The organism is Chlorogloeopsis fritschii PCC 6912 (assembly GCF_000317285.1).
GTDB classification, from domain to species: Bacteria; Cyanobacteriota; Cyanobacteriia; order Cyanobacteriales; family Nostocaceae; genus Chlorogloeopsis; species Chlorogloeopsis fritschii.
The window spans coordinates 65,781-87,720 of sequence record NZ_AJLN01000100.1 but is presented as its reverse complement, the minus strand read 5'-3'; the positions used below and the strand labels follow the sequence as shown (position 1 = coordinate 87,720).

Annotated in this window: 20 protein-coding genes; 8 read left to right on the top strand and 12 right to left on the bottom strand. The window is 42.8% G+C overall.

Annotated features, from left to right (window positions below):
- Nucleotides 1-330: 330 nt before the first annotated feature.
- Complete coding sequence (locus tag UYC_RS0119730; protein WP_016875591.1) at nucleotides 331-777, bottom strand: response regulator; 447 nt, start codon at nucleotides 775-777, stop codon at nucleotides 331-333.
- A 760-nt stretch (nucleotides 778-1,537) separates the two neighbouring features.
- Here UYC_RS0119730 and UYC_RS0119725 point away from each other — a divergent pair.
- Together UYC_RS0119725 and UYC_RS0119720 are read left to right on the top strand one after the other, a co-directional pair.
- A complete protein-coding gene (locus tag UYC_RS0119725; protein WP_016875592.1) occupies nucleotides 1,538-3,799 on the top strand; it encodes an ATP-binding protein in 2,262 nt (753 codons plus the stop codon).
- Nucleotide 3,800: 1 nt separating this feature from the next.
- A complete protein-coding gene (locus tag UYC_RS0119720) occupies nucleotides 3,801-4,289 on the top strand; it encodes a response regulator (protein ID WP_016875593.1) in 489 nt (162 codons plus the stop codon).
- Nucleotides 4,290-4,341: 52 nt separating this feature from the next.
- On the opposite strand, the gene guaA is transcribed toward UYC_RS0119720, so the two are convergent.
- From guaA to UYC_RS35650, 6 genes are all read right to left on the bottom strand, one after another.
- A complete protein-coding gene (guaA, locus tag UYC_RS0119715; RefSeq protein ID WP_016875594.1) occupies nucleotides 4,342-5,964 on the bottom strand; it encodes a glutamine-hydrolyzing GMP synthase in 1,623 nt (540 codons plus the stop codon).
- Between the two features lie 462 nt (nucleotides 5,965-6,426).
- The gene (gene lepB / locus UYC_RS0119710; protein ID WP_016875595.1) at nucleotides 6,427-6,999 is read right to left on the bottom strand and encodes a signal peptidase I; all 573 of its coding nucleotides are present in this window, start codon (nucleotides 6,997-6,999) and stop codon (nucleotides 6,427-6,429) included.
- Between the two features lie 122 nt (nucleotides 7,000-7,121).
- Entirely contained in the window at nucleotides 7,122-8,465 is a 1,344-nt protein-coding gene (locus tag UYC_RS0119705; RefSeq protein ID WP_016875596.1) for an ABC transporter ATP-binding protein, read from the bottom strand.
- Nucleotides 8,466-8,471: 6 nt separating this feature from the next.
- The gene (locus UYC_RS0119700; RefSeq protein ID WP_016875597.1) at nucleotides 8,472-9,149 is read right to left on the bottom strand and encodes an energy-coupling factor transporter transmembrane component T family protein; all 678 of its coding nucleotides are present in this window, start codon (nucleotides 9,147-9,149) and stop codon (nucleotides 8,472-8,474) included.
- A gap of 142 nt (nucleotides 9,150-9,291) precedes the next feature.
- Nucleotides 9,292-9,840, bottom strand: a complete 549-nt coding sequence (locus UYC_RS0119695) for a hypothetical protein (RefSeq protein WP_016875598.1) — start codon at nucleotides 9,838-9,840, stop codon at nucleotides 9,292-9,294.
- Between the two features lie 202 nt (nucleotides 9,841-10,042).
- Nucleotides 10,043-10,228 (bottom strand): DUF3096 domain-containing protein, encoded by a 186-nt coding sequence (locus UYC_RS35650; RefSeq protein ID WP_016875599.1) that lies wholly within the window; start codon nucleotides 10,226-10,228, stop codon nucleotides 10,043-10,045.
- 327 nt (nucleotides 10,229-10,555) lie between these two features.
- On the opposite strand from UYC_RS35650, the gene UYC_RS0119685 reads away from it, so the two are divergent.
- Nucleotides 10,556-11,515 (top strand): orange carotenoid-binding protein, encoded by a 960-nt coding sequence (locus UYC_RS0119685; RefSeq protein ID WP_016875600.1) that lies wholly within the window; start codon nucleotides 10,556-10,558, stop codon nucleotides 11,513-11,515.
- A gap of 132 nt (nucleotides 11,516-11,647) precedes the next feature.
- Nucleotides 11,648-11,974 (top strand): hypothetical protein, encoded by a 327-nt coding sequence (locus UYC_RS0119680; RefSeq protein WP_016875601.1) that lies wholly within the window; start codon nucleotides 11,648-11,650, stop codon nucleotides 11,972-11,974.
- A gap of 152 nt (nucleotides 11,975-12,126) precedes the next feature.
- On the opposite strand, the gene UYC_RS0119675 is transcribed toward UYC_RS0119680, so the two are convergent.
- Both UYC_RS0119675 and rimI read right to left on the bottom strand, forming a co-directional pair.
- Nucleotides 12,127-14,595 (bottom strand): ATP-dependent Clp protease ATP-binding subunit, encoded by a 2,469-nt coding sequence (locus UYC_RS0119675; protein ID WP_016879619.1) that lies wholly within the window; start codon nucleotides 14,593-14,595, stop codon nucleotides 12,127-12,129.
- A gap of 492 nt (nucleotides 14,596-15,087) precedes the next feature.
- A complete protein-coding gene (rimI, locus tag UYC_RS0119670; RefSeq protein ID WP_016875603.1) occupies nucleotides 15,088-15,642 on the bottom strand; it encodes a ribosomal protein S18-alanine N-acetyltransferase in 555 nt (184 codons plus the stop codon).
- Nucleotides 15,643-15,863: 221 nt separating this feature from the next.
- Here rimI and lysA point away from each other — a divergent pair, with 221 nt between their 5' ends.
- From lysA to uppS, 4 genes are all read left to right on the top strand, one after another.
- Entirely contained in the window at nucleotides 15,864-17,324 is a 1,461-nt protein-coding gene (lysA, locus tag UYC_RS0119665) for a diaminopimelate decarboxylase (RefSeq protein WP_016875604.1), read from the top strand.
- A gap of 36 nt (nucleotides 17,325-17,360) precedes the next feature.
- Complete coding sequence (locus tag UYC_RS37950; protein WP_127011297.1) at nucleotides 17,361-17,561, top strand: hypothetical protein; 201 nt, start codon at nucleotides 17,361-17,363, stop codon at nucleotides 17,559-17,561.
- Nucleotides 17,562-17,646: 85 nt separating this feature from the next.
- Entirely contained in the window at nucleotides 17,647-18,570 is a 924-nt protein-coding gene (gene cdaA, locus UYC_RS0119660; protein WP_016875605.1) for a diadenylate cyclase CdaA, read from the top strand.
- Nucleotides 18,567-19,316 (top strand): polyprenyl diphosphate synthase, encoded by a 750-nt coding sequence (uppS, locus tag UYC_RS0119655; protein WP_016875606.1) that lies wholly within the window; start codon nucleotides 18,567-18,569, stop codon nucleotides 19,314-19,316. Before cdaA ends, uppS begins: the two co-directional genes overlap by 4 nt.
- A 218-nt stretch (nucleotides 19,317-19,534) precedes the next feature.
- On the opposite strand, the gene UYC_RS0119650 is transcribed toward uppS, so the two are convergent.
- From UYC_RS0119650 to UYC_RS0119640, 3 genes are all read right to left on the bottom strand, one after another.
- Entirely contained in the window at nucleotides 19,535-19,807 is a 273-nt protein-coding gene (locus UYC_RS0119650) for a DUF3143 domain-containing protein (RefSeq protein WP_016875607.1), read from the bottom strand.
- A 209-nt stretch (nucleotides 19,808-20,016) separates the two neighbouring features.
- A complete protein-coding gene (locus UYC_RS0119645) occupies nucleotides 20,017-20,577 on the bottom strand; it encodes a J domain-containing protein (protein WP_016875608.1) in 561 nt (186 codons plus the stop codon).
- A gap of 368 nt (nucleotides 20,578-20,945) precedes the next feature.
- The gene (locus UYC_RS0119640) at nucleotides 20,946-21,938 is read right to left on the bottom strand and encodes a DnaJ C-terminal domain-containing protein (protein WP_016875609.1); all 993 of its coding nucleotides are present in this window, start codon (nucleotides 21,936-21,938) and stop codon (nucleotides 20,946-20,948) included.
- Nucleotides 21,939-21,940: the final 2 nt, after the last annotated feature.

Below are 21,940 nucleotides of genomic sequence, written 5' to 3'. Positions count from 1 at the left end.
GAATTCATAACAAAAAGTACTGGCAGGAAGTTTTATCGTTGTGTTCCTTTGCTGCCTCTAGAAGGAGAGCGACGTCACAGAGGCAGACAGTGCAAAATAACAAATATACCTAGATGGTTGTGGAGTTTTTGTCGCTTCCTCCACTTTGCTGCGAGCAACGAGAGATTAAACTCTCTATCAGAACGATCGAAGTTCGCCGACATCTAGTCTTATTTTTTTGCATTTTAAAAATGTGAAAATGTTTTGACTGCTAACGGCTAATAGCTATTAGCTGTTAAATGCTTTTGTTTTTAAATCGTTTAGGATTTTTATATTCATACCTCCACATTATTAACTCTGACTGGAAGCTAATAAATTAACTACAGCCACAACTAAATCTGCTGGATCTACGGGTTTTGTCACATGACTTTGAAAGCCAGCTTCGAGAGCACGTATCCGATCTTCACTGTCGGCATAGGCGGTTAATGCAACTGCAGGTACATTTGCTAAATTCTCTGTCTCTAAAGCACGCACTTTCTGGATCAAACTATAGCCATCCTCATCAGGCATACCAATATCACAAACCAAGATATCAGGTTGTAATTGCGTTAGCACCTCTAGCGCTTGGGCTGCCGATTTAACTGTCGTAACAATAGCTCCATCTGCTTCTAAAACAGTAGAGACATAAAAACGGCTATCTTCATCATCATCTACCACGAGGATTTTAAAATTAGTAAGAGGGAGAGAAGGCTGGCTAGAGTCTCCGTCAATATTGGAAGAAAGAGAAAAATCCTTCATGATCTTGTCCCTCATTTGTTCTCTGTTTCCTTGAGTAATTTTACTGTGTTAGTGTAGAGGTGATGCAGTCAAACCATACTGTCAACAAAAGTGACAAAAAGTTCCTACGGCTGCTCATAAAACAGGGCTTTGCTAGGTTAACTTTGAGAAGGCTTGCGCAGTACATCCAGTTAGTCGTAATATTTATTCACAAATTTGCGATCGTTCAAAAGCAGCACCGCAACATCAGAACAGAATTGCATAGAAATCACGCACGAGTTACGAAGGAATAAAACCACTTCAGACGCTAGTAAATAAGCGCGGAGAAATATTTTGCGTAAATCTTATTACAGAGTTGACAACTTCATTATGCTTAATTAAAGACAGTCCTAGCAGCATTTTTGGCATTCTATATAGACATGATAAACACGACAAACATCCCGCTATAGTATTTTTTTATACCTTGCAAATAACTCATATTTCACCAATTATTGAAATGCTCACCTAGTCCTATTTTTTTACTAAACACTTTTGAACTATAACTACTAAAAATTTCCATAATTTTTGTGTTGAATTATGTAAACTCACTTAACTGAATTCTTTTAGATATATTACCATCTATTAAAAATATCTAAAGCAATTACAATCAAAAATTTTGCATATTGCTAAGATATAAAAACTTATTTGACAAAAACACAACCAAATCAAAGTACACTCAATATAGCTTTTACTATCTATTATCAATACGGAATTTGATATCTTCTACCTAACTCTTTAGAACGTGAACATCAGTAAAAATTACAATTTATTGCAATTAGATTTAAACAAACATGAGCAAGAGCCAATTCATGTCCCTGGCTCTATTCAATCGCATGGGATACTTTTAACACTAAAAGAACCTGAACTAACAATTTTACAAGTTAGTGATAATACGCAACATCTTCTAGGGTTTTCTCCTGAAAAATTACTAAATCAACCACTAAGTAAACTGTTCGATTCTGAACAGATAGAATTTTTGGTTGATTGTCTGCATCAAGAAACCATAGAGATTGCTAATCCGATCGAACTGACTTTACAATCGTCTGAAAGCGCTGCAAATCTAAGTTTTGATGGTATAATTAATCGCCAAATGGAAGTGCTAATTCTGGAATTAGAACCAACAAATCCAGAAAAAAATAATGTTTACTTTAAATTTTATAATTTAGTAAAACAAGCTTTATCAAAACTGCAAACAGCAAATAGTTTCACTTCAATCAGTGAGATTATTGCCAAAGAAGTAAGGAAAATTATCAAGTTTGATAGAGTAATGGTATATAAATTTGATGAGGATAACAATGGCATAGTTATTGCAGAAGATAAAGCAGAAAACCTCACTTCCTATTTGGGTTTGCACTACCCGTCTTTAGATATTCCGCCACTAGCTAGAAAGGTTTTTAGCCAAAACTGGCTTCGTTTCATCCCGAATATTGATTACCAACCTGCTGCAATTATTCCCACCCATCATCCGTTAACCAATGAACCCCTAGATTTGAGTCGCTCCGTGTTGAGGAGCGTATCTCCTTGTCATATTGAGTATCTGCATAATATGGGTGTAAAGGCAACAATGACAATATCTCTGATTAGAAACAATAAATTATGGGGATTAATTGCCTGCCATCATTACACACCCAAATATGTACCTTACGAAATTCGTCATGCTTGTGAATTTTTAGGACAGATGACATCTTTAGAACTAGTGTCAAAAGAAGAGAATGAAGACTCTAAATACAAAATAACAATTAAATCTGTCCAGACAAAGTTAGTGGAGTATATGTCGGCAGAGGAAAATTTTATTTATGGGTTAATCAACTACCAACCAAATATACTCAATTTAGTTAATGCTCAGGGTGCTGTAGTTTGTTTTGAAGACGAATTTTATTTCGTTGGTAACACTCCAAACAAACAACAAATTCAGAATTTAATCAAATGGATTAACCAAAATTGTAACGAAGAAATTTTTTACACAGACTCTTTATCAAGCATATATCCCGAAGCAGAAAAATTGAAAGACGTTGCTAGTGGTTTAATTGCACTTTCTATTTCCAAAACTCATAATAACTATGTTTTGTGGTTTCGTCCAGAGGAAGTGCAAACTGTTAATTGGGGTGGCGATCCGAGTGAATCTGTAAAAGTAAATGAAGATGGCAGTTTGCGCCTGTCGCCTCGCAAATCTTTTGAACTATGGAAACAAACTGTTCACCTTAAGTCTTTGCCTTGGCAACCTTGGGAAGTGAATGCGGCACTGGATTTGCGCAGTGCCATTATTAGTGTTGTGTTGCGAAAAATAGATGAGCTGGCAAAGCTCAACATTGAATTAGAACGCAGCAATCAAGAGTTGGATGCTTTTGCTTATATTGCGTCGCACGATTTAAAAGAACCTTTACGTGGTATTCATAATTACTCTAATTTCTTAATTGAAGATTATGGCGAAATTTTGAATGAGGAGGGCAAAGCAAAGCTCAGAACGCTGATTCGCCTCACCCAGCGTATGGAAGATTTAATTGATTCTTTGTTACGATTTTCCCGATTAGGAAGGGTGGATCTACTATTACAGCAAATTGACTTGAATATTGTTTTGCAGCGAATCTTAGATTTGTTGAGTGCCCGTATTGAAGAGACAGGTGCAGTAATTAATATACATAGACCGCTACCAATAGTTTACTGCGATCGCATCCAAATAGGCGAAGTATTTAGTAACTTGATTACTAATGCCATTAAATACAACGACAAAGTCGAAAAATTGGTTGAAATTGGCTATACGGAAGCATCAGAAACAGTGACATTTTATGTCAAAGATAATGGCATTGGTATTCGGGAAAAACATTTTGAAGCAATTTTTCGGATTTTTAAACGACTGCACAGCCCCAACAAATATGGCGGTGGTACTGGTGCAGGATTAACGATCGCCAAAAAGATTGTGGAGCGACATGGCGGTAAAATTTGGGTTGAGTCAACCTACGGTGAAGGTAGTACATTTTATTTCACCTTGCAAAAAGTAAATTGAAATGATTGGCAAAAATACTCAACCCATACTCGTAATTGAAGATAGCGATGAAGATTTTGAAGCCTTGCAGCGAATGATGCGCCATCAACAAGTGGTAAATCCTATCTTTCGCTGTACTGATGGCGATGATGCACTCGACTTTCTTTATCACACAGGTGCTTACCAAGAGCCTCAATTTGCCCCCCGCCCATCATTCATTCTTCTCGATTTGAATTTACCAGGAACTGATGGACGAGAAGTGTTAGAACAAATTAAGCAGGATCAGAATCTCAAGAAAATTCCTGTTGTAGTTTTTACTACTTCTTCCAATCCTAGAGATGTAGAGATATGTTATCGCTGTAGTGTTGCTAGTTATATTATCAAGCCTATTGACATTAACAGGTTAAAACAAACATTTCACAGCTTCCTAACTTATTGGTTGGATATTGTAGTTCTTCCTGATACATCACTAGGTGGTTATAACCCAACAAACAACTATCCTAATTACTGATAATAATATTAACAGCTAATAGCTATTAGCTATTAGCCATTAACAATTTCCTCTATTCCCACTCTATAGTTCCAGGTGGCTTCGAGGTGATATCGTAAACCACACGGTTCACACCTTTAACTTCATTGACAATCCGGTTGGAAATTACTTCCAGTACATCATAAGGTACGCGTGCCCAATCGGCAGTCATGCCATCTTCACTGGTGATAATACGTAAAACTATGGGGTAAGCATAGGTGCGCTGATCGCCCATGACGCCAACGCTCTTGATTGGTAACAATACAGCAAAGGCTTGCCAGTATTGGTGATATAAGCCACGTTGATTAATTTCCTGCCGCACAATCAAATCCGCATCTCGCAAAATCTTTAACCTTTCGGCGGTAATTTCACCTAAAATCCGAATTGCCAAACCAGGGCCGGGGAACGGATGGCGTTGTACAATTTCTTCTGGCAAACCAATAGAACGCCCGACTTTGCGAACTTCGTCCTTAAAAAGCTTCCGCAGTGGTTCTACCAATTTAAATCGCAAATCTTTAGGCAAACCACCAACATTGTGATGGCTTTTGATTTTCACCGCTACCCTTTCGCCCGTTTGCGGATCGACGTTGGTATCGGCGGATTCAATCACATCTGGATAAAGTGTGCCTTGTGCTAGATAATCAAAAGGCCCAAGACGTTTTGATTCTTCCTCAAATACACGGATGAATTCGTGCCCAATAATACGTCGTTTTTCTTCAGGATCGGTGACACCAGCCAGAGCAGTAAGAAAGCGATCGCGAGCATTGACATATTCCACAGGAATGTGAAACTGTTCTTGGAACAACTTCAGCAACCGTTCTGGCTCATACTTGCGCATAAAGCCTTGGTCAATAAAGACACAAGTCAACTGATCACCGATCGCTTTGTGTAGTAAGAAAGCCAGAGTAGAAGAATCCACTCCTCCAGATAGCGCCAACAACACGCGCTTGTTACCAACTTTGGCGCGAATTTCGCGAATTGCGTCTTCAACAAAGGCAGCTGTTGTCCAAGTGGGTTCGCATTCACAAATGTGGTAGACAAAATTGCGGATTAATGCTAAACCGCCAACAGAATGTACTACTTCGGGATGGAACTGAACGCCATAAAGTTTCCGCTCGTGATCGCCGATCGCAGCACAGGGAGTATTTTCTGTGTGTGCCAGTAATTCAAATCCAGGTGGCATTGACGTGACAGAGTCACCATGACTCATCCACATCGTCGTGCCATCCTCGACATTGGTGAGCAAATCTGTAGGATCGTCTATGTATAGCGACGCTTTACCATATTCACCCCGTTCAGCTCTTGCTACTTCCCCACCTAGCTGCTGTACCATCAGCTGCATACCGTAGCATACGCCCAGGATCGGAATTCCCAAATGCCAAATTTCTGGATCGCATTTAGGAGCACCTTTGTCGTAAACTGAATTGGGACCACCAGAAAGGATAATTCCTTTCGGATTGAGTTGCCTTAATTGCTCGATTGTAGTTCTGTAAGAAAGAACTTCTGAATAAACTTGGGTTTCTCGAATTCTGCGGGCAATCAGTTCCGAATACTGAGAGCCAAAATCGAGAATCACAATCATCTGGCGATTGATTTGTCCCAGAGATTCTACTGTTTGATCCTCTTGTTGTGTTGGTAGGGTCACCGCTGTGTTCATGACGGGAAGTGTGTGGATAGAAAAATAAAAGGAAGTTGTCGCTCTATAGTGTCCAGAGTGTGGCTAATACCATTTCTGCTCTTTCTCAGGCTTATAAGCTTGAAAAATCCCGTACAAACGCTGTTTAGAACGCGCTTACCCTGCCTAGATATCTATCAATGGTATTAAGAAGAAAAAAATACCCTAGAGTGGCTAGTTAAAAGTTTATTTATTTGAGATTGTTATGATTATTCATAATAAATTAACATAATTTTGCGATTCGCGAACAAGCAGTTTTGGTTTTTACAAGAAATTTAGAGACTAGGGGCTAGGGATTAGGGACTAGGGACTAGGGACTAGGGACTAGGAAAAAGCAGGGGAGCCAGTGCGCCCTTGCGGGTTAAGCGCGTTGTAGCACCTGGCGTTCCGTTGTAGCACGTGGCGTGAGCTGAGGAGAAAAACTTCCCCGATCCCCAATCCCCTTTAGATAAATCCTATTCGCTCAAGCGGCCAAAAGCGAAACACAGCTCTGCCGATAATATTTTTTCTTGGTAAAAAGCCCCAGTAACGGGAATCATTACTATCGTTGCGGTTATCTCCCATAACAAAAAACTCTTCTTCAGGAACTACCACTGGCGCAAATGGCTGATTTGGTGGTTCGGCAATATAGTTTTCTTGCAAAGGTTGTCCGTTGATGTAAACTTTGCCTGAATTAATAGTAACTATCTTACCTGGTTCACCAATCACACGCTTGATAAAAGCTTGGTCTTTTGGATATCCCCGTCGCTGTAGTTCATCGGGAGGCTGGAAAACAACTATATCACCCAAGCGTGGCGGATTGAAATAGTAGGAAACTTTTTCCACTACCAAGCGATCGCCTGTATGTAAGGTTGGCACCATTGAATCTGAGGGGATGTAGCGAGGTTCGGCAATAAAAGTCCTAATTAAAAACGCCAAAACTAAGGCGATCAATACTAGAGTCAGATTTTCTCGCCAACTTTGCCATCCCTTTGATGAAGCTGGCACTTGTTTTGCATCACTTTCGCGAGGGATCATAGAATTTTAGAACCAGTTAAGAATGAAGTGAAACACATACCTTGATTATTTTGACGCTAAAAGTATATTTCCAAGCAAGCCGGATTTGCTATCCATACAAACATCAGTAATTTTTAAAGATGTTAGAGTTCTAAAATTTGAGAATTCAGTACTTCTGCTGACAAAGGAACATGAGAGGTAAGAATCAACGCCCCTCCCTGCCGAGTAAAGTTGCTTAGAACATTTAGCATTAAAGATAAAGAGTTAGGATCTTGTCCCACCATAATTTCATCCAAAAGGCAAATCTTCGGTTGTCTAGCTAAGACTGCACCCAGCGCTAATCGCCTTTTTTGCCCCTGAGAAAGTGCTTGGGGGTGCTCGTTGGCGCGATCGCTTAAATTCAGTTGTTCTAATAGCAAATCAGCGATCGCTTTTGTGACTCCTGGTTGCTCAATTTCTGCTCTTACACTGTCAGCAAATAACTGGTGATTGGGATTTTGAAGTACAAAACCAACATCTTTAGCAATTTGCACAACGCTGCGTTTGCTTGTATCTCTGCCCAAAATTTCCAGTTTTCCTGTCGCTGGCTTGAGTAAACCACACAAAAGTTTCAAAAGCGTCGTCTTGCCACAGCCATTATTTCCTTTGAGTAAAATTGTCTCCCCTGCCGCTACTTGCAAATCCGGAAAGGGAGGATATCCGCCCCAACTCAGCCCGTGAGTGTTCAGGAGAATGGGAGAAGGGAGGAGTAGGGGAGTGGGTGAAGGGGAGAGTGGGAGAATGGGAGAGGGAAGAGATTTCTCCAATTCAATGAGTTTACCGTTTTGAAAGTAGTAGGAGCGATCGCATATCTTTTTGACTACATCTATCCGATGTTCAACGATAATTACAGACTGACCTTTTTCTGCTCTTGACTTCAATAATTGCAGCAACAGTTCAACGCCTTTAGCATCTAGGTAAGCCAAAGGTTCATCTAACAGCATCACGGGTTGGCTAATTGCCAAAAGACAGGCAATCAGCAGACGTTGCTTCTGCCCTGCTGAGAGTTGGCGGATGAACCAATTTCGTTGTACTTCTAAACCAAATTCTTGTAGGGAATTATCAGCTAATTGCAGTATTTGGTTTGGCGGTACGTTCCAGTTTTCCAATCCGAATACAAATTCTTCCCAAACTCGCTCTGTAAAGATTTGCGTTTCTACGTTTTGCAGGAGTACACAGAAATATTGCGATCGCTGCCGAACTGACCACTCGGCTAAGTCAATTCCTTGGTAAAAAATACTACCATCTAATTTTCCACCCGTGTGACTGGGGGCAATTCCAGCCAAGCAATTTAACAAAGTACTTTTGCCACTTCCGGTTGCTCCAGCAATTAAGACAATCTCGCCAGGATAGAGATTAAAATTTACATCCTCTATCGTCGCCTGGGATTTTCCTGGATGTGTAAATGTTAGGTTTGTTACTTTAACGAGCGGTTGGTTGGATGCCATGTTTCCTCAAGCTACCCATTCCAGATATCCCACAACTGTCATAATTGCAGCAGCACTGACGGCAAAGATAGTATCTTTTGATTGCCATCGCAAAGGTTGGCTATTACTGCGTGGAGCCTGGGGATCGTAACCTCTGGTTTCTAAGCCTACGGTAACATCATCTGCGTAGGCAACAATCCGAAAAATCAACGGCATTAACAAGCCAGAAAACCATTGTCTTGGCTGACGTGCTACATTTACACCCCGCAACCAATTAGCTTCAATAATTCGCTGGGCTTCTTGCTGAATAACAGGCAAAAATCTCCAAATCAGCATCAGACTCAAAACAATAAAATTGGGTAAGCGTGCGGCTTGAATTGCTCTCACTAAATCGGATGGTGAGGTAGTACTAGCAAGGAGTGGGGTTGGCAACAGAATCGCGATCAGACGCAAGCTGCTAATAACGGAAGTGTGGAAATCCCTCAACCAGGTGGAAATAGCCATGAATATAAGTAGAGCGATCGCCACATACGCAAAAATTTTCAGGTTGATTCGCACGGAAACTAGCAGTAATGTCAATAAGGTAATTACTAAGACACTAATTGCCTTGATATCGTGCAAAAGCAGAGCTACAAACAGGATGGTAATACAAACAATAATTTTGAGTAGGGGATTAATCTGAGTAAGGAAATTACGCTTCCTCATGTGGAAAATAAATTTACGTATAACGAACACAGATGGACACAGATAAACACAGATAATTTATCGGTGTGCATCTGTGTTTATCTGTGGTCGATTTTAGAAAGATAATTTTTGCCTGCTGTTTTCATTCACCTCAGACGTAGTTTTAAACATCAACATCCATTTTCCCCGCTCTTTGTAATTGTTTAACTGCTGACTCTCCTAACCACCAGCCAACAACACCAGCTATGCCTGCCAGTACTGTGAGTAAGATAAGTACTCCAGGCTGCGTCGCGATTTTCACAAATGGATCTGCCCTCGAACCTTTAATCAGATAGGCACCAAGAAGTAAACCACCTAAGTTGGCGCTGGCAAAAAAGAGGACATTTCCCCATAAACGGTTGATTTTGCGTCGATAGTTCCCCAAAAAGAACATCACTAATTCGGTTACTAAAACAGTGACAGCTAGGTACAGAGAAATAATCGGTGAAATCAGCCCTAGTAGCACTGCCAAAGGAAGAATCATCAAAGCTACACTGCCGCGACGCTGTAAACGTGCCATTCCCAAAGTCAGGAAAATCCCTCCCAAAGGTGCCCAAAACAAAAGCTGTAGTCCAGGGGGTGCGAATGGGCCGACAATAAATACAGCAATTACCATGCCAATCGTCATGAAGGCAGCAAATACATAGTCTCTGAGACGCCAAGGACTTTTCATATTAAGTTTTGAAATTTGCTTTTAGTGTATGAGTAGTATGTTTTTGCAGAAAACACGCCTATAAACACATTATCTAGTCTTTAGTTTAGCGATCGCATCTATTGCAGACTGTTGCAGATACGATGATTGATTGTGCTGTTTTTGTATTTATATGTAATATTAAGTGCTATTTCAATCTGATTTTTGATTTGACTCACCCAGTTTAAATACGAAAATTAAAAATCTGTACTAATCCAATAATTATTAAATATATCGCCACAATGTAGTTAAGCAGCCTGGGAAGTATGAGAATTAGTATCCCTGCTATTAAAGCAACGATGCCATTAATATTAATACCTACCTGAACAGTAGTAGTTTGTTGAGCAAGCAGAACTAGCAAATCAAACATAGTAGTTTACTTAGAAAATACTTAAAATTTAGTAACAATTCAATAATAAGCACACCTCTCTTCAGACTAATTTCTTTGAGAAGACTTGATATTTACATTGATATACTCTCATGAATTGAAGTCGTAGGATTCTAAGCTCAAATCCTTGTTTCTGGCAGACTTTTTAGGTATTGCAGCCTCCAATGGCACTAGATTTCTGAGCCAAATGTAAAGAAATTTATTTTTTTGTAAACATTTGTGATATTTTGATTGGAGAGCACAACTGTGAGCTACAGATGTCTCGCTCCACGTTGGGTCAGTTGAAAAATTAGTGAGGTAGTTTTCTATATGGCAATTACTATCGACTCTGCCCGTGGCATTTTCCCCAACACACTGTCGGCGGATGCCGTACCAGCTCTAACTGCTCGATTCAACCAACTCAGCGCCGAAGATCAACTGGCATGGACATGGTTCGCTTTCTTGGAAATGGGTAAAACCATCACGGTTGCGGCTCCTGGTGCAGCTAGTATGCAGTTTGCAGAAGGAATCCTGAACCAAATCAAGCAAATGACTTTTCCTGAACAAACTCAGGTTATGTGCGATCTAGCAAACCATGCAGATACGCCCATTTGCCGTACCTATGCTACTTGGTCACCTAATATTAAGCTAGGTTTCTGGAATCAGCTTGGGGAATGGATGGAGCAAGGCATTGTTGCGCCAATTCCAGCTGGCTATCAGTTATCAGCTAATGCTAAAGCTGTATTGGAAACTCTCAAAGCTTTGGATCAAGGACAACAGATCACTGTCTTGCGGAACTCCGTTGTGGACATGGGGTTTGATGTAAATAAACTAGGCAGCTACACCAAAATTTCTGAACCTGTAGTTCCGCCTAAAGAAAAGTCTCAACGTACTCAAGTCACTATTCAAGGTATCAACAACCCAACTGTGTTGAGCTACATGAACAACTTGAATGCAAATGACTTTGATGAACTGATCAAGCTGTTCGTACCAGACGGTGCTTTGCAGCCTCCCTTTCAAAGACCGATCGTGGGCAAAGATGCGATCTTGCGGTTCTTCCGAGAAGAATGCCAAAACCTCAATTTGCTCCCAGAGCGGGGTATCTCTGAACCCGCGGAAGATGGCTATACTCAAGTGAAAGTGACGGGCAAAGTTCAAACCCCTTGGTTTGGCGCAGCAGTGGGCATGAACATGGCTTGGCGGTTCTTGCTCAATCCTGAAGGCAAGATATTTTTTGTAGCCATTGACTTGTTGGCTTCTCCCAAAGAACTTCTAAACCTAGTTCGCTAGGCAGACAATAGAAATTAAGTAAATTACCGATGATCGTATTGAGCGCTTTTGGTTAACAGAGCGCTCAATTGCTCTGGGAAAAAACGGAATAACTCTAACCAAATAACTACCGCAAAAATTTCAGGTTGAATAATGCAAGCAAGTGAAACTGAGTGGACGGATATCGAAAAGAAAATAGCTAGAACTGCCTTTGAACAAGCCTACAAAAGAGAAATTGATGCTTTGCTTAAACAAGTTCAAAAAGAAGCAAGTACCCTCGTGGACTTGAATGATATCTGGCGATTACACGATTTCTTGAGTGCAAAAAGGCATGAAATTGAGGGTAAGTACGACTACCAATACTCCGTTCTGCTCTTTATCTTTGCTGAATTGATTAAGGAAGGCTGGTTATCTCTGAACGAACTCAAAGGGCTGGATCAAGACAAGCTTTCCAAGGTTGCTGTTCTGTCGCGGATGTAGTTTGATAAAGTTGCAGCAAATCGGTGATGACGATTCGCGAATAGTTTTTAAGCCAATTAGTTTTACATCCCGCCAGGAATGACAAAAACGGTAGAAGATTTTCACCCTCTACCGCTTTCAAATTTTAAATTCTAGATTTTAAAATCTAAAATTTACTCCACACCTGGAGTCATCAATTCTCGACGCTGTTCTGGCCTTACCGTCACAGTACCGCTTTCATCCACGTCAACAATAGCAGTATCCCCTTCCTTAACACGACCGGAGAGAATTTCTTCTGCCAAGCTATCTTCGAGCAAGCGCATAATTGCCCGACGTAAAGGTCTTGCACCGTAGCTGGGGTTATAACCCTCTTGCAGCAGGCGTTCCTTGAAGCGATCGCTCACTTCCAGAGTAATGCCTTTTTCGGTGAGGCGACCGAATACTTCTTTGAGCATGATGTCGGCAATTTGCATTACCTCTTCCTTGCTCAGTTGACGGAAGACGATAATTTCATCCAGACGGTTGAGGAATTCTGGACGGAAGTACTGTTTCAGTTCTTCGTTCACCAAAGACTTAATGCGGTTGTATTGCTGTTCGCTTTGGTCTTCAGCAAACTCGAAGCCGATACCGCCGCCACCTTTTTCAATCACCTTAGAACCGATGTTAGATGTCAAAATCAGCAAGGTGTTCTTAAAGTCTACCGTGCGACCTTTGGCATCAGTTAAGCGACCGTCTTCCAGAATTTGCAGCAGCATATTGAATACATCGGGGTGCGCTTTTTCGATTTCATCGAACAGCACCACGGTGTAAGGACGGCGGCGTACTGCTTCTGTCAATTGACCGCCTTCGTTGTAACCGACGTAACCTGGAGGCGAACCAATTAACTTGGAAACGGTGTGACGCTCCATGTATTCGGACATATCCAGGCGGATCATCGCTTCTTCAGAACCGAAGAAGTAAGATGCCAATGCTTTTGCTAATTCGGTTTTACCCACACCAGTAGGCCCGGAGAAGACAAAGCTAGCGATGGGTCGGTTGGGGTTCTTCAAGCCGACACGAGCGCGACGAATTGCCCGCGAAACTGCCTTCACTGCATCTTCTTGACCAATTAGGCGCTGGTGCAAGGTTTCTTCCATGTGCAGCAGCTTTTCGGACTCGGATTCGGTGAGTTTGTTTACCGGGACTCCTGTCCAAGAAGCGACAATGTGGGCAATGTCTTCTTCGTTAACGACAGGTTCATCACCATCATTGCGACCACCATTAGACTTGCTTTGAGCGATCGCCCGAATTTCGGCTTTGATTTCCATTTCCCGATCCCGCAGTTCTCCGGCTCGGTCAAAGTCTTGGGCACGAACTGCATCGTCTTTTTCCTTTAATATCTGGCGCAGTTCTTTATCCAATTCCTTAGCTGCGGGTGGCAGTTGGGAGTTAATCAAACGTACCCGGCTTCCGGCTTCGTCAATCAAGTCGATCGCTTTATCTGGCAGATAGCGATCGCTGATGTAACGGTCAGATAATTTCGCCGCTGCAATCAAAGCTTCGTCGGAAATCTTCAGCTTGTGGTGTTGCTCGTAGCGATCGCGCAGTCCGCGTAAAATTTCTATAGTTTCATCCACCGTAGGTTCACCGACCATTACTGGTTGGAAACGGCGTTCTAGTGCTGCATCCCGCTCAATATGTTTGCGGTATTCATCTAGGGTTGTGGCACCGATACACTGCAACTCGCCTCTTGCCAAAGCTGGCTTGAGGATATTTGCTGCATCAATCGCGCCTTCTGCCGCACCCGCACCAATTAGGGTGTGTACCTCGTCTATTACTAAAATTACATTTCCCGCCTGCCGAATTTCATCCATGATTTTCTTCAGGCGTTCTTCAAATTCACCTCGATATTTTGTTCCTGCTACGAGTAAACCAATATCTAAAGTAACTACGCGCTTCTCTTCCAGGATGTCAGGGACATCTTTGTTGGCAATACGCTGTGCTAAACCTTCAGCGATCGCGGTCTTACCAACCCCTGGTTCCCCAATTAATACGGGATTATTTTTTGTGCGGCGACCCAAAATCTGAATCACCCGCTCAATTTCTTTGGCTCGTCCCACCACTGGATCGAGCTTGCCATCCAAGGCCATTTGGGTCAAATTCGAGCCAAATTCATCCAATGTCGGGGTCTTGTTGCCACGAGGTTGCCCACCGGCACTCACCTCAGCGGTTTCTCCCAACATCCGAATCACTTGAGTCCTTACCTTAGAGAGATCCACGCCCAGGTTTTCTAGTACCCTGGCTGCCACACCTTCCCCTTCTCGGATCAGGCCCAACAGCAGATGCTCGGTACCTATATAGTTATGCCCTAATTGGCGCGCTTCTTCCAAGGATAGTTCCAGAACTCGCTTTGCCCGTGGCGTAAACGGAATTTCCACGGCTACAAAGCCTGAACCCCGGCCTATGATTTTTTCTACTTCAATCCGAGCGTCTTTGAGATTAACGCCCATAGATTTCAGCACCTTGGCCGCCACTCCGGTACCTTCTCCAATCAGACCCAGGAGGATCTGCTCGGTACCCACAAAATTGTGTCCCAGGCGGCGTGCCTCTTCCTGGGCTAGCATGATTACCTTAATGGCTTTTTCTGTGAAGCGTTCAAACATGGCATTGTTTCCCATCACCTGCGTCGTGCCGGTACGCTGATTTTAGCACAGCAAAACCGATTGGATGTCTGTATAAAGAAATAGACATTCAATCAGGGATCGCCCAGGTTTATGGGAACTGCTAGCTTTTATTATTTTTTGTGAACTGTGTACTGAGGAGCTTGAATTTACCGTGTTTCGGGAAATGAATTACAAACAAAAATTCTGGATTTGCGAGACTGCAAAATCAATCCCAAAGAAAAGTATATACTACAAAAAATTGCATTTGTCAATCACTTTTTGAACACTATTATAATTTTTTATAAGACATAGGGGGACAAATAACAATTAAGTAGAGTTTAAGTGGAGTTAAAAAGTTCATAACTCACTGTTAAACCGCAAAGCATTGGAATAGTAGGTCAATGTTTTATGGTTTTTATTAACAGTCCATAGTTAATAGTAACTAATTCCTATTGACTATTGTCGGCGATCTGGACACGATTAGTTGCATCTCTACCAAAGATTGACTAAATCCCAAGAAAAATTGTTGAGGCGATCGCTAATCAGAGCGCGTAAGTTGTGCAAAGCGTCTTGAAACTCCGGAAGTTGCATACCTCCCAGCCACAGAATCAGCGCATCTTCATCGTTATCTTTGTAGTAACGTCGCCGCCGTCCAGCAGTTTTGAAGCCAAATTTATGATAGAGAGCAATTGCAGCTTGGTTAGAAGCTCTCACTTCAAGGGTAGCTCGCTCGCTTCCACCATCACAAGCTGACTTGAGGAGAAAATAGAGCATAGCTTGCCCCAAACCTTTGCTTTGGTATTGGGGATGGACTGCCAAGATTGTAATGTGGGCTTCCTCTAAAATTGACCAAAAACACCCCATTGCCAGCAATTTCTGAGGAAACAAAGGCGAAAACAAACCGAGTAGAATGCTATTGGGGCTGTCTAACTCTCTTTGATATGCTTCCAATGTCCAAAGACCACCAAAACAGGCTTTGTCGAGTTCCATTACAGCACTTAAATCTGCTGTTGTTAAAGATTTCAGTTCTAATTTGAATTTGCTCACACTTTTTGGTTAAGTCTACAGAATCGAAAAAAGGTGTAAGGGTTTAAGGAAATAATGAGGAATAAGGGGATAAGGGTTTAAAGGGTAAGAAAGATGAATTCACCTATACCCCTATTCAATGCCGAAAGGCAGGGGCGAAAAAGCACGTTATTCGGTAAACTGGGAATCACGAGACCCGCTTAAGCCTGTAATTAAAACAACAAGGACAACTCTTAATAGTTATGGTATCGACTCAGCCTGCTGGAGTTCAACTTTCTGGTCGCCAGTATTTATTGCAAACAAGCACTAACAAAGTAAATCTTTCACCCAATCAAGGACTGTTACCGCTGAGTGCCAAAATTAATCATCAAGACCATCTAGAAATAGGGGGTTGCGATGTAACAACTTTAGTACAAAAGTTTGGCTCACCCTTATATATTTTGGATGAAGAAACCCTGCGAACCGCTTGCCGTCAGTATCGGGAAAGTTTCCAGCGTTACTATCAGGGTGAAGCTCAGGTACTATATGCTTCCAAAGCATGGAGTTGTTTAGCCGTTTGTGCGATCGTCGCATCAGAAGGTTTGGGAATTGATGTTGTATCGGGAGGCGAGCTTTATACTGCCCTGAGTGCAGGCTTGAGTCCAGAGAAGATTTACTTCCACGGAAATAACAAATCACGCCAAGAATTACTTTTAGCAATTCAGTCTGGTTGCACGATTGTCGTGGATAACTGGTATGAATTGCGGACTCTGGTGGAGTTAGCTGGGGAAGGGGACAAGGAGACAACCAGACAAGGAGAAGAATTTTTCCTTACTCTCCCACTCTCCCACTCTTGTTCTCCTATTCGCATCATGCTGCGATTGACTCCAGGAATTGAGTGCCACACTCACGAATATATTCGTACCGGACACTTAGATAGTAAATTTGGTTTTGATCCCGGCGATTTAGATGAATTGTTTACTTTTGTCAGTAATCAATCAGCCCTTAATTGCGTAGGTTTGCACGCTCATATTGGTTCCCAGATTTTTGAACGTCAACCGCATCAGGATTTAGCTGCGGTGATGGTGCAGTGGTTGAGTAAAGCTGCTGGCTATGGGCTGTCGATTACAGAATTAAATGTCGGCGGTGGTTTAGGAGTTAAGTATATAGAATCAGACGATCCTCCCAGCATTGAAGAATGGGTAAAGCCGATTTGTGAAGTGATCCAAACCGCTTGTGCCCAAGAAAACTTACCTTTGCCAAAATTACTGTGCGAACCTGGGCGATCGCTAATTGCTTCTGCTTGCGTCACAGCTTATACTATCGGCTCATCCAAAGTGATTCCCGATATTCGTACCTACGTTGCCGTTGATGGGGGTATGTCTGATAATCCCCGCCCAATTACTTATCAATCAGTGTATCGTACAGTCGTTGCCAACCGAATGTCGGTTCCTTGTACAGAAACAGTTACAATTGCTGGAAAGCATTGTGAATCAGGAGACATATTAATTAAAAATGCCCAGCTGCCTAAAACAGAACCTGGAGATATTCTCGTAGTCATGGCAACTGGTGCTTACAATTACAGTATGGCATCTAACTATAATCGCTTGCCCCGACCGGCAGCTGTTGTAGTGGCGAATGGCGAAGCAAATTTAATTTTGCAACGCGAAACTTATGAAGATGTAATTCGACAAGATTGCCTACCAGAAAGACTAAAGAGTTAGTCATTTCTTAGTCAGTAATCGTTAGCAGGCAGTGCTGTGGCGAGCGAGTCCAGTATTGGTGGTTTTCATGCCAGGTTTATACCAAAAGAAGTCTTTTGCGTCCACAACGGGGAGAAAAACCCCACACTTAATCGGCTCGACACCAACTCGATTTGTAAACGCCCGAAAGACGCCCTCAAAGCGTCTTCAATGGAGAGCGGGGCTGCCTCCTGTAAGGGTGGCTCTGGTTTCCACTAGCTAGCTCAAAACTATTGACTATTGACTGTCAATTGTTGACTATTGACTTACTTGATTTAGAGGCAGAAGGTTTAGTCCAGATGTCATGAGAAATTTATGGAGGCAATGGCTGATAAACCAAGGATGGTCTCGGCCCTTGCTGCTTGAGACTCTGGATATTGTTTTGGTACTGGCGCTGACGTACATGATACTAGTTATTATCAGTGAGCGCCGGACACTTTGGATGGTGCGAGGATTTATTATCTTGATGCTGGCATCAGCGATTAGTGGCAAATTGCAACTGCAATTGCTAAACTTTGTGCTGGAAAAGTTGGTGATTGGCTGTGCTGTGGCAATGGCGGTTGCTCTTCAGTCAGAGTTTCGCCGATTTTTAGAACAACTGGGACGTGGAGAGTTCCGGCAGTTGTTTCAACCATCCCGTCTGGCGGTTCCCAAGTCTGATAGTGTAATTGATGAAATTGTCGAAGCAGTTAAAGAATTATCGAAAAACCGGATTGGTGCGCTATTAATTTTGGAAACCTCCGGCCCGATTGACGAGCGGGATTTTTCGGTACCAGGAGTCAAACTGAACGCTGAAGTATCCAAAGAACTGATCCAGACAATTTTTCAGCCAAAAACTCTTTTACACGATGGTGCTACATTGATACGAGGTTCGCGGATTGTAGCATCTGGTATAATTTTACCGCTTTCAGGACGCACAGCCTCGCGTCAGTTGGGAACACGCCACCGGGCGGCGATGGGAATAACTGAACGGGTTGAGAATTGTATTTGTGTCGTTGTATCTGAAGAAACAGGTTCTATTTCTTTAGCGGAAAGGGGAACCCTAAACAGACCGCTGACCATCACAAAGCTCAAAGAGTCTCTGGAAGCTAGATTTTCGCCGACTGTAGATCGGGAAGCAGTTGCTCCTGGTTTGCTAAGTTTGGGTCGTCGGATTCGCAGTCAGGCATTAGCATTGGTTTCACGTTTACTCGGACTACCATCGACCGCTTCGCGAGACAAAAAATGACAGCACAACAAACTCAACTTGAATATTTGCCCCCTGACTTGAAACGAGAACTACTGCCCAAGCACGTTGCAGTAATTATGGATGGCAATGGTCGATGGGCAAAGCGTCAAGGATTACCCCGAATTATGGGTCATAAAAGGGGAGTAGATGCTTTGAAGGATTTACTCCGTTGTTGTAAAGATTGGGGAATTGAAGCATTAACTGCTTATGCTTTTTCAACAGAAAATTGGGGCAGACCCCAAGAAGAAGTAGATTTCTTAATGACTCTATTCCAGCGGGTTTTGCGTCAAGAACTGCGGGAAATGGTCGAGGAGAATGTACAAATTCGATTTGTCGGGAATTTGAGTAGTTTGCCACGGGCGCTACAAGCAGAAATTTCCCGTTCGGTAGAAGAAACTAAAAATAATCGTAGCATTAGGTTTACAGTGGCGACCAATTATGGGGGTAGACAGGAAATAGTCCAAGCTTGCCGAGCGATCGCTGTTGAAGTACAGCAGGGATTACTCCAGCCAGATGAAATAGATGAGGCAACCTTTGAGCGCCACCTTTATACTACTGGAATCTCCGATCCAGATTTGTTAATTCGTACCAGTGGGGAAATGCGAATTTCCAATTTCCTGCTCTGGCAAATAGCTTATTCAGAAATTTACATTACTGATACTCTCTGGCCTGATTTTGATCGCAGTGAATTTCACCGTGCGTTGTGTGATTATCAACAGCGAGAACGGCGATTTGGGAAAGTGTAGATTAGGGGCTGGGTACTGGGGACTGGGGATTGGGGATTGGGCTTCCGCCGTGAGCGCCAGCCGAACGGTATCGGGGATTGGGAAGAAGGGAGGTGGGGACAAGGAGAAAGGTTTTCCCCTTGTCTCCCCACGCCAGTCGCCCCAAGTCGGGGAACCCGCCCACGGCGCTGGCTCCTCTCCCCCTCCCCCCCTCGTCTTGCTAGTCCCTAGTCCCTAATTTACGGCCCAGAAAATACTGCTTGTTCAATATCTTGTCGGCTAAGAGAATATTTAAATGCTCTTTGGATATCTTGCCCATTCTCACCGGCATTAATATATCTGACTATGATTTGCTCAACATCAAGTAAAAGTTCAGCTTCCCATTTAGGTCGCTGCACGTGCCAGCAGTGTAATTGGTTTTCGTCTTGTTGACAGCCTTGTTCTTTTAGCCATTGTTCTATATCAGGGAGTGGATGGTTGTATAGCGGTGTATCAGCAGAAGGAAACGACATAAGTAAGTTAAAAGTCAAAAGTCAACTTTTATTAAGTATTATTTTTAAATTTTAATTTTTAATTAGTTATTAGTCATTGGTTAGTAGGGGAGGCAGCGCGCCCTTGCGGGTTAAGCGCGTCGAGTGCGACTGCCGTGCGGGTTTTGCTGATAATCTTACCGTTCAAACCGAGAATTTATCTTCTAAACCCGCCCGTACAGTAGTTAGGGTTAGTAGCTGGTTGTTTTCCTGGTGCTCCTCTGCTCCCACTCTTGTTGAGGGGAAGGTTGGGAGGGCTTGTTATTTTGTGGCTGCACAATCACAGGAGTTGGTTCCACTAGCTGAGTTTGGAAAGCAGCTTCACCACGAGTTAAGCCAATGGCGATCGCAAGCAGCAAGCAACCCAAAAATGTTAAGCCTAAAATAAACAAAGCAAAGATTTCGCCTGCCGAAAGAGGGCGATCGCTAGCGTCAAGGTAAGCTGATTTAGACCAATCGTAGGAATAAGAAACAGGATGGTTTAAATCGGGGGGTGCTTGAATGACTCCAAAGCGGGAATAGCCTATTTTCAAGTCGTAGCTTAAGCGTCGTTCGGGGTTGCTTAAGGTGGCGTAGGCTTCGTTGAGTTGCTGAAATTTAGCAGTGGCAACAGCAGTAGGTAAACTTGTAGTGTCCGGATGATAGCGTTTGCTCAATTCCCGATAAGCGCGACGGATTTCGATTGGCGATGCTGCGGGATGCAGTCCTAGCAGGGTGTAATAGGTGGAGGTGGATTCACTGCTTTGTGGCATTGCCCCGTTCTGATTCACGGCTGTCTTGTTCACCTAGCGACAAACTTTTTCTCTAACCTCTAATATTTTAAACTTACTAACCTTAAAGGTAGTCATTGGTTATTTATCATTTGTCATTGGTTAGTGGTTGGTGGTTTATTTAAATAGAATACCCTGCGGGAAGCCCTCCGGGTTCGCCAGTTCCTTTATGCCGGGGAACCCGTCCACCGGACTGGCTCACCGCTCCGCGTCTACAGAAGCCAGGAGCCAGAAGCCAGAAGCCAGAATATTCTGAATTCTGTATTCTTCTTCAATACTCCCCTTGTCCCTTTGTCCCCACTCTCCCCCTCTCCGTGTCTTTTTATCCCCTTTTCCTAACTATTAACTATTTATGAAAATAAATCCGCACGAGGTTTAAATGTTTCAAGCAGACGGATTTTTTCGTACAGTTCCCTTTCTTCTTGACTAATATTTTTGGGAGTAACTATTTGAATTTCTACTAATTGATCGCCGCGTTTACCTTTGTCGTTAGGATAGCCTTTGCCAACGAGGCGCAATTTTTGCCCAGATCTAACTCCGGGGGGTATTGTCATTTTTACCAAGCCATCTAGGGTAGGTGCTTCTACTTGTCCTCCCAATACTGCTTCACTGGGAGTAATGGGGACTTGGCATTGAACATCGGTGCCTTCGATTTTAAAGATAGGATGAGGTTCAACAGTAATCTTTAGGTATAAATCGCCACCATTAATGCCTTGATTTCGCAGTCGGATGGTTTGTCCTGTTACCATACCTGGGGGCATACCTACTTCTAGCGATCGCCCGTCTTCCAAGCGAATCCTCTCCAATCCACCTTGATAAGCTTTTTCCAAGGGTAGGGATAATCTCGCTTCGATATCGCGACGGGAGGGGCGTTGGCTGGGCGAATATGAAACTTTTGTTCTAGGTGTACGAAATGGATCGGCGGTTGTGGTGTTGGTAGCCCCAGCAGTGCCGTTTCTGCTAGTTTTTACACCGATAACTTCATTGATAAAGCTAGTAAAATCAGGATAGTTACCAGGATTAACATCCTGTGTGGTGCGCCCGTTGGAACGGTTATCTCCTCCCCAGGGTTTTGTCCGTTGCCCTTGTTTGCTGCCAAAGCCTTGTTGGTTCCAGTAACGGCTAAACTCGTCGTATTTAACTCGCTTTTCTGAATCGGAAAGGATTTCATAAGCCTCACCGATGTCCTTAAATTTTTCCTCAGCAGCTTTATTTCCAGGGTTTAAATCTGGATGATACTGCCTTGCTAAACGCCGATAATTCTTTTTAATTTCTTCATTAGTGGCTTCTTTGGATACTCCCAAAATTTCGTAGTAATCGCGAAAATTCCGCAAATTTTGCATAA

Excerpts from the sequence above, each read along its gene's own strand:
- uppS (WP_016875606.1), top strand. The coding sequence starts at position 18,567 with ATGACAGCACAACAAACTCAACTTGAATATTTGCCCCCTGACTTGAAA.
- UYC_RS0119720 (WP_016875593.1), top strand. The coding sequence starts at position 3,801 with ATGATTGGCAAAAATACTCAACCCATACTCGTAATTGAAGATAGCGAT.
- UYC_RS0119640 (WP_016875609.1), bottom strand. The coding sequence starts at position 21,938 with ATGCAAAATTTGCGGAATTTTCGCGATTACTACGAAATTTTGGGAGTA.
- UYC_RS0119730 (WP_016875591.1), bottom strand. The coding sequence starts at position 777 with ATGAAGGATTTTTCTCTTTCTTCCAATATTGACGGAGACTCTAGCCAG.
- UYC_RS0119685 (WP_016875600.1), top strand. The coding sequence starts at position 10,556 with ATGGCAATTACTATCGACTCTGCCCGTGGCATTTTCCCCAACACACTG.
- lysA (WP_016875604.1), top strand. The coding sequence starts at position 15,864 with ATGGTATCGACTCAGCCTGCTGGAGTTCAACTTTCTGGTCGCCAGTAT.
- lepB (WP_016875595.1), bottom strand. The coding sequence starts at position 6,999 with ATGATCCCTCGCGAAAGTGATGCAAAACAAGTGCCAGCTTCATCAAAG.
- UYC_RS0119675 (WP_016879619.1), bottom strand. The coding sequence starts at position 14,595 with ATGTTTGAACGCTTCACAGAAAAAGCCATTAAGGTAATCATGCTAGCC.
- cdaA (WP_016875605.1), top strand. The coding sequence starts at position 17,647 with ATGAGAAATTTATGGAGGCAATGGCTGATAAACCAAGGATGGTCTCGG.
- UYC_RS35650 (WP_016875599.1), bottom strand. The coding sequence starts at position 10,228 with ATGTTTGATTTGCTAGTTCTGCTTGCTCAACAAACTACTACTGTTCAG.
- guaA (WP_016875594.1), bottom strand. The coding sequence starts at position 5,964 with ATGAACACAGCGGTGACCCTACCAACACAACAAGAGGATCAAACAGTA.
- UYC_RS0119680 (WP_016875601.1), top strand. The coding sequence starts at position 11,648 with ATGCAAGCAAGTGAAACTGAGTGGACGGATATCGAAAAGAAAATAGCT.
- UYC_RS0119700 (WP_016875597.1), bottom strand. The coding sequence starts at position 9,149 with ATGAGGAAGCGTAATTTCCTTACTCAGATTAATCCCCTACTCAAAATT.
- UYC_RS0119650 (WP_016875607.1), bottom strand. The coding sequence starts at position 19,807 with ATGTCGTTTCCTTCTGCTGATACACCGCTATACAACCATCCACTCCCT.
- UYC_RS0119705 (WP_016875596.1), bottom strand. The coding sequence starts at position 8,465 with ATGGCATCCAACCAACCGCTCGTTAAAGTAACAAACCTAACATTTACA.
- UYC_RS0119645 (WP_016875608.1), bottom strand. The coding sequence starts at position 20,577 with ATGCCACAAAGCAGTGAATCCACCTCCACCTATTACACCCTGCTAGGA.
- UYC_RS0119695 (WP_016875598.1), bottom strand. The coding sequence starts at position 9,840 with ATGAAAAGTCCTTGGCGTCTCAGAGACTATGTATTTGCTGCCTTCATG.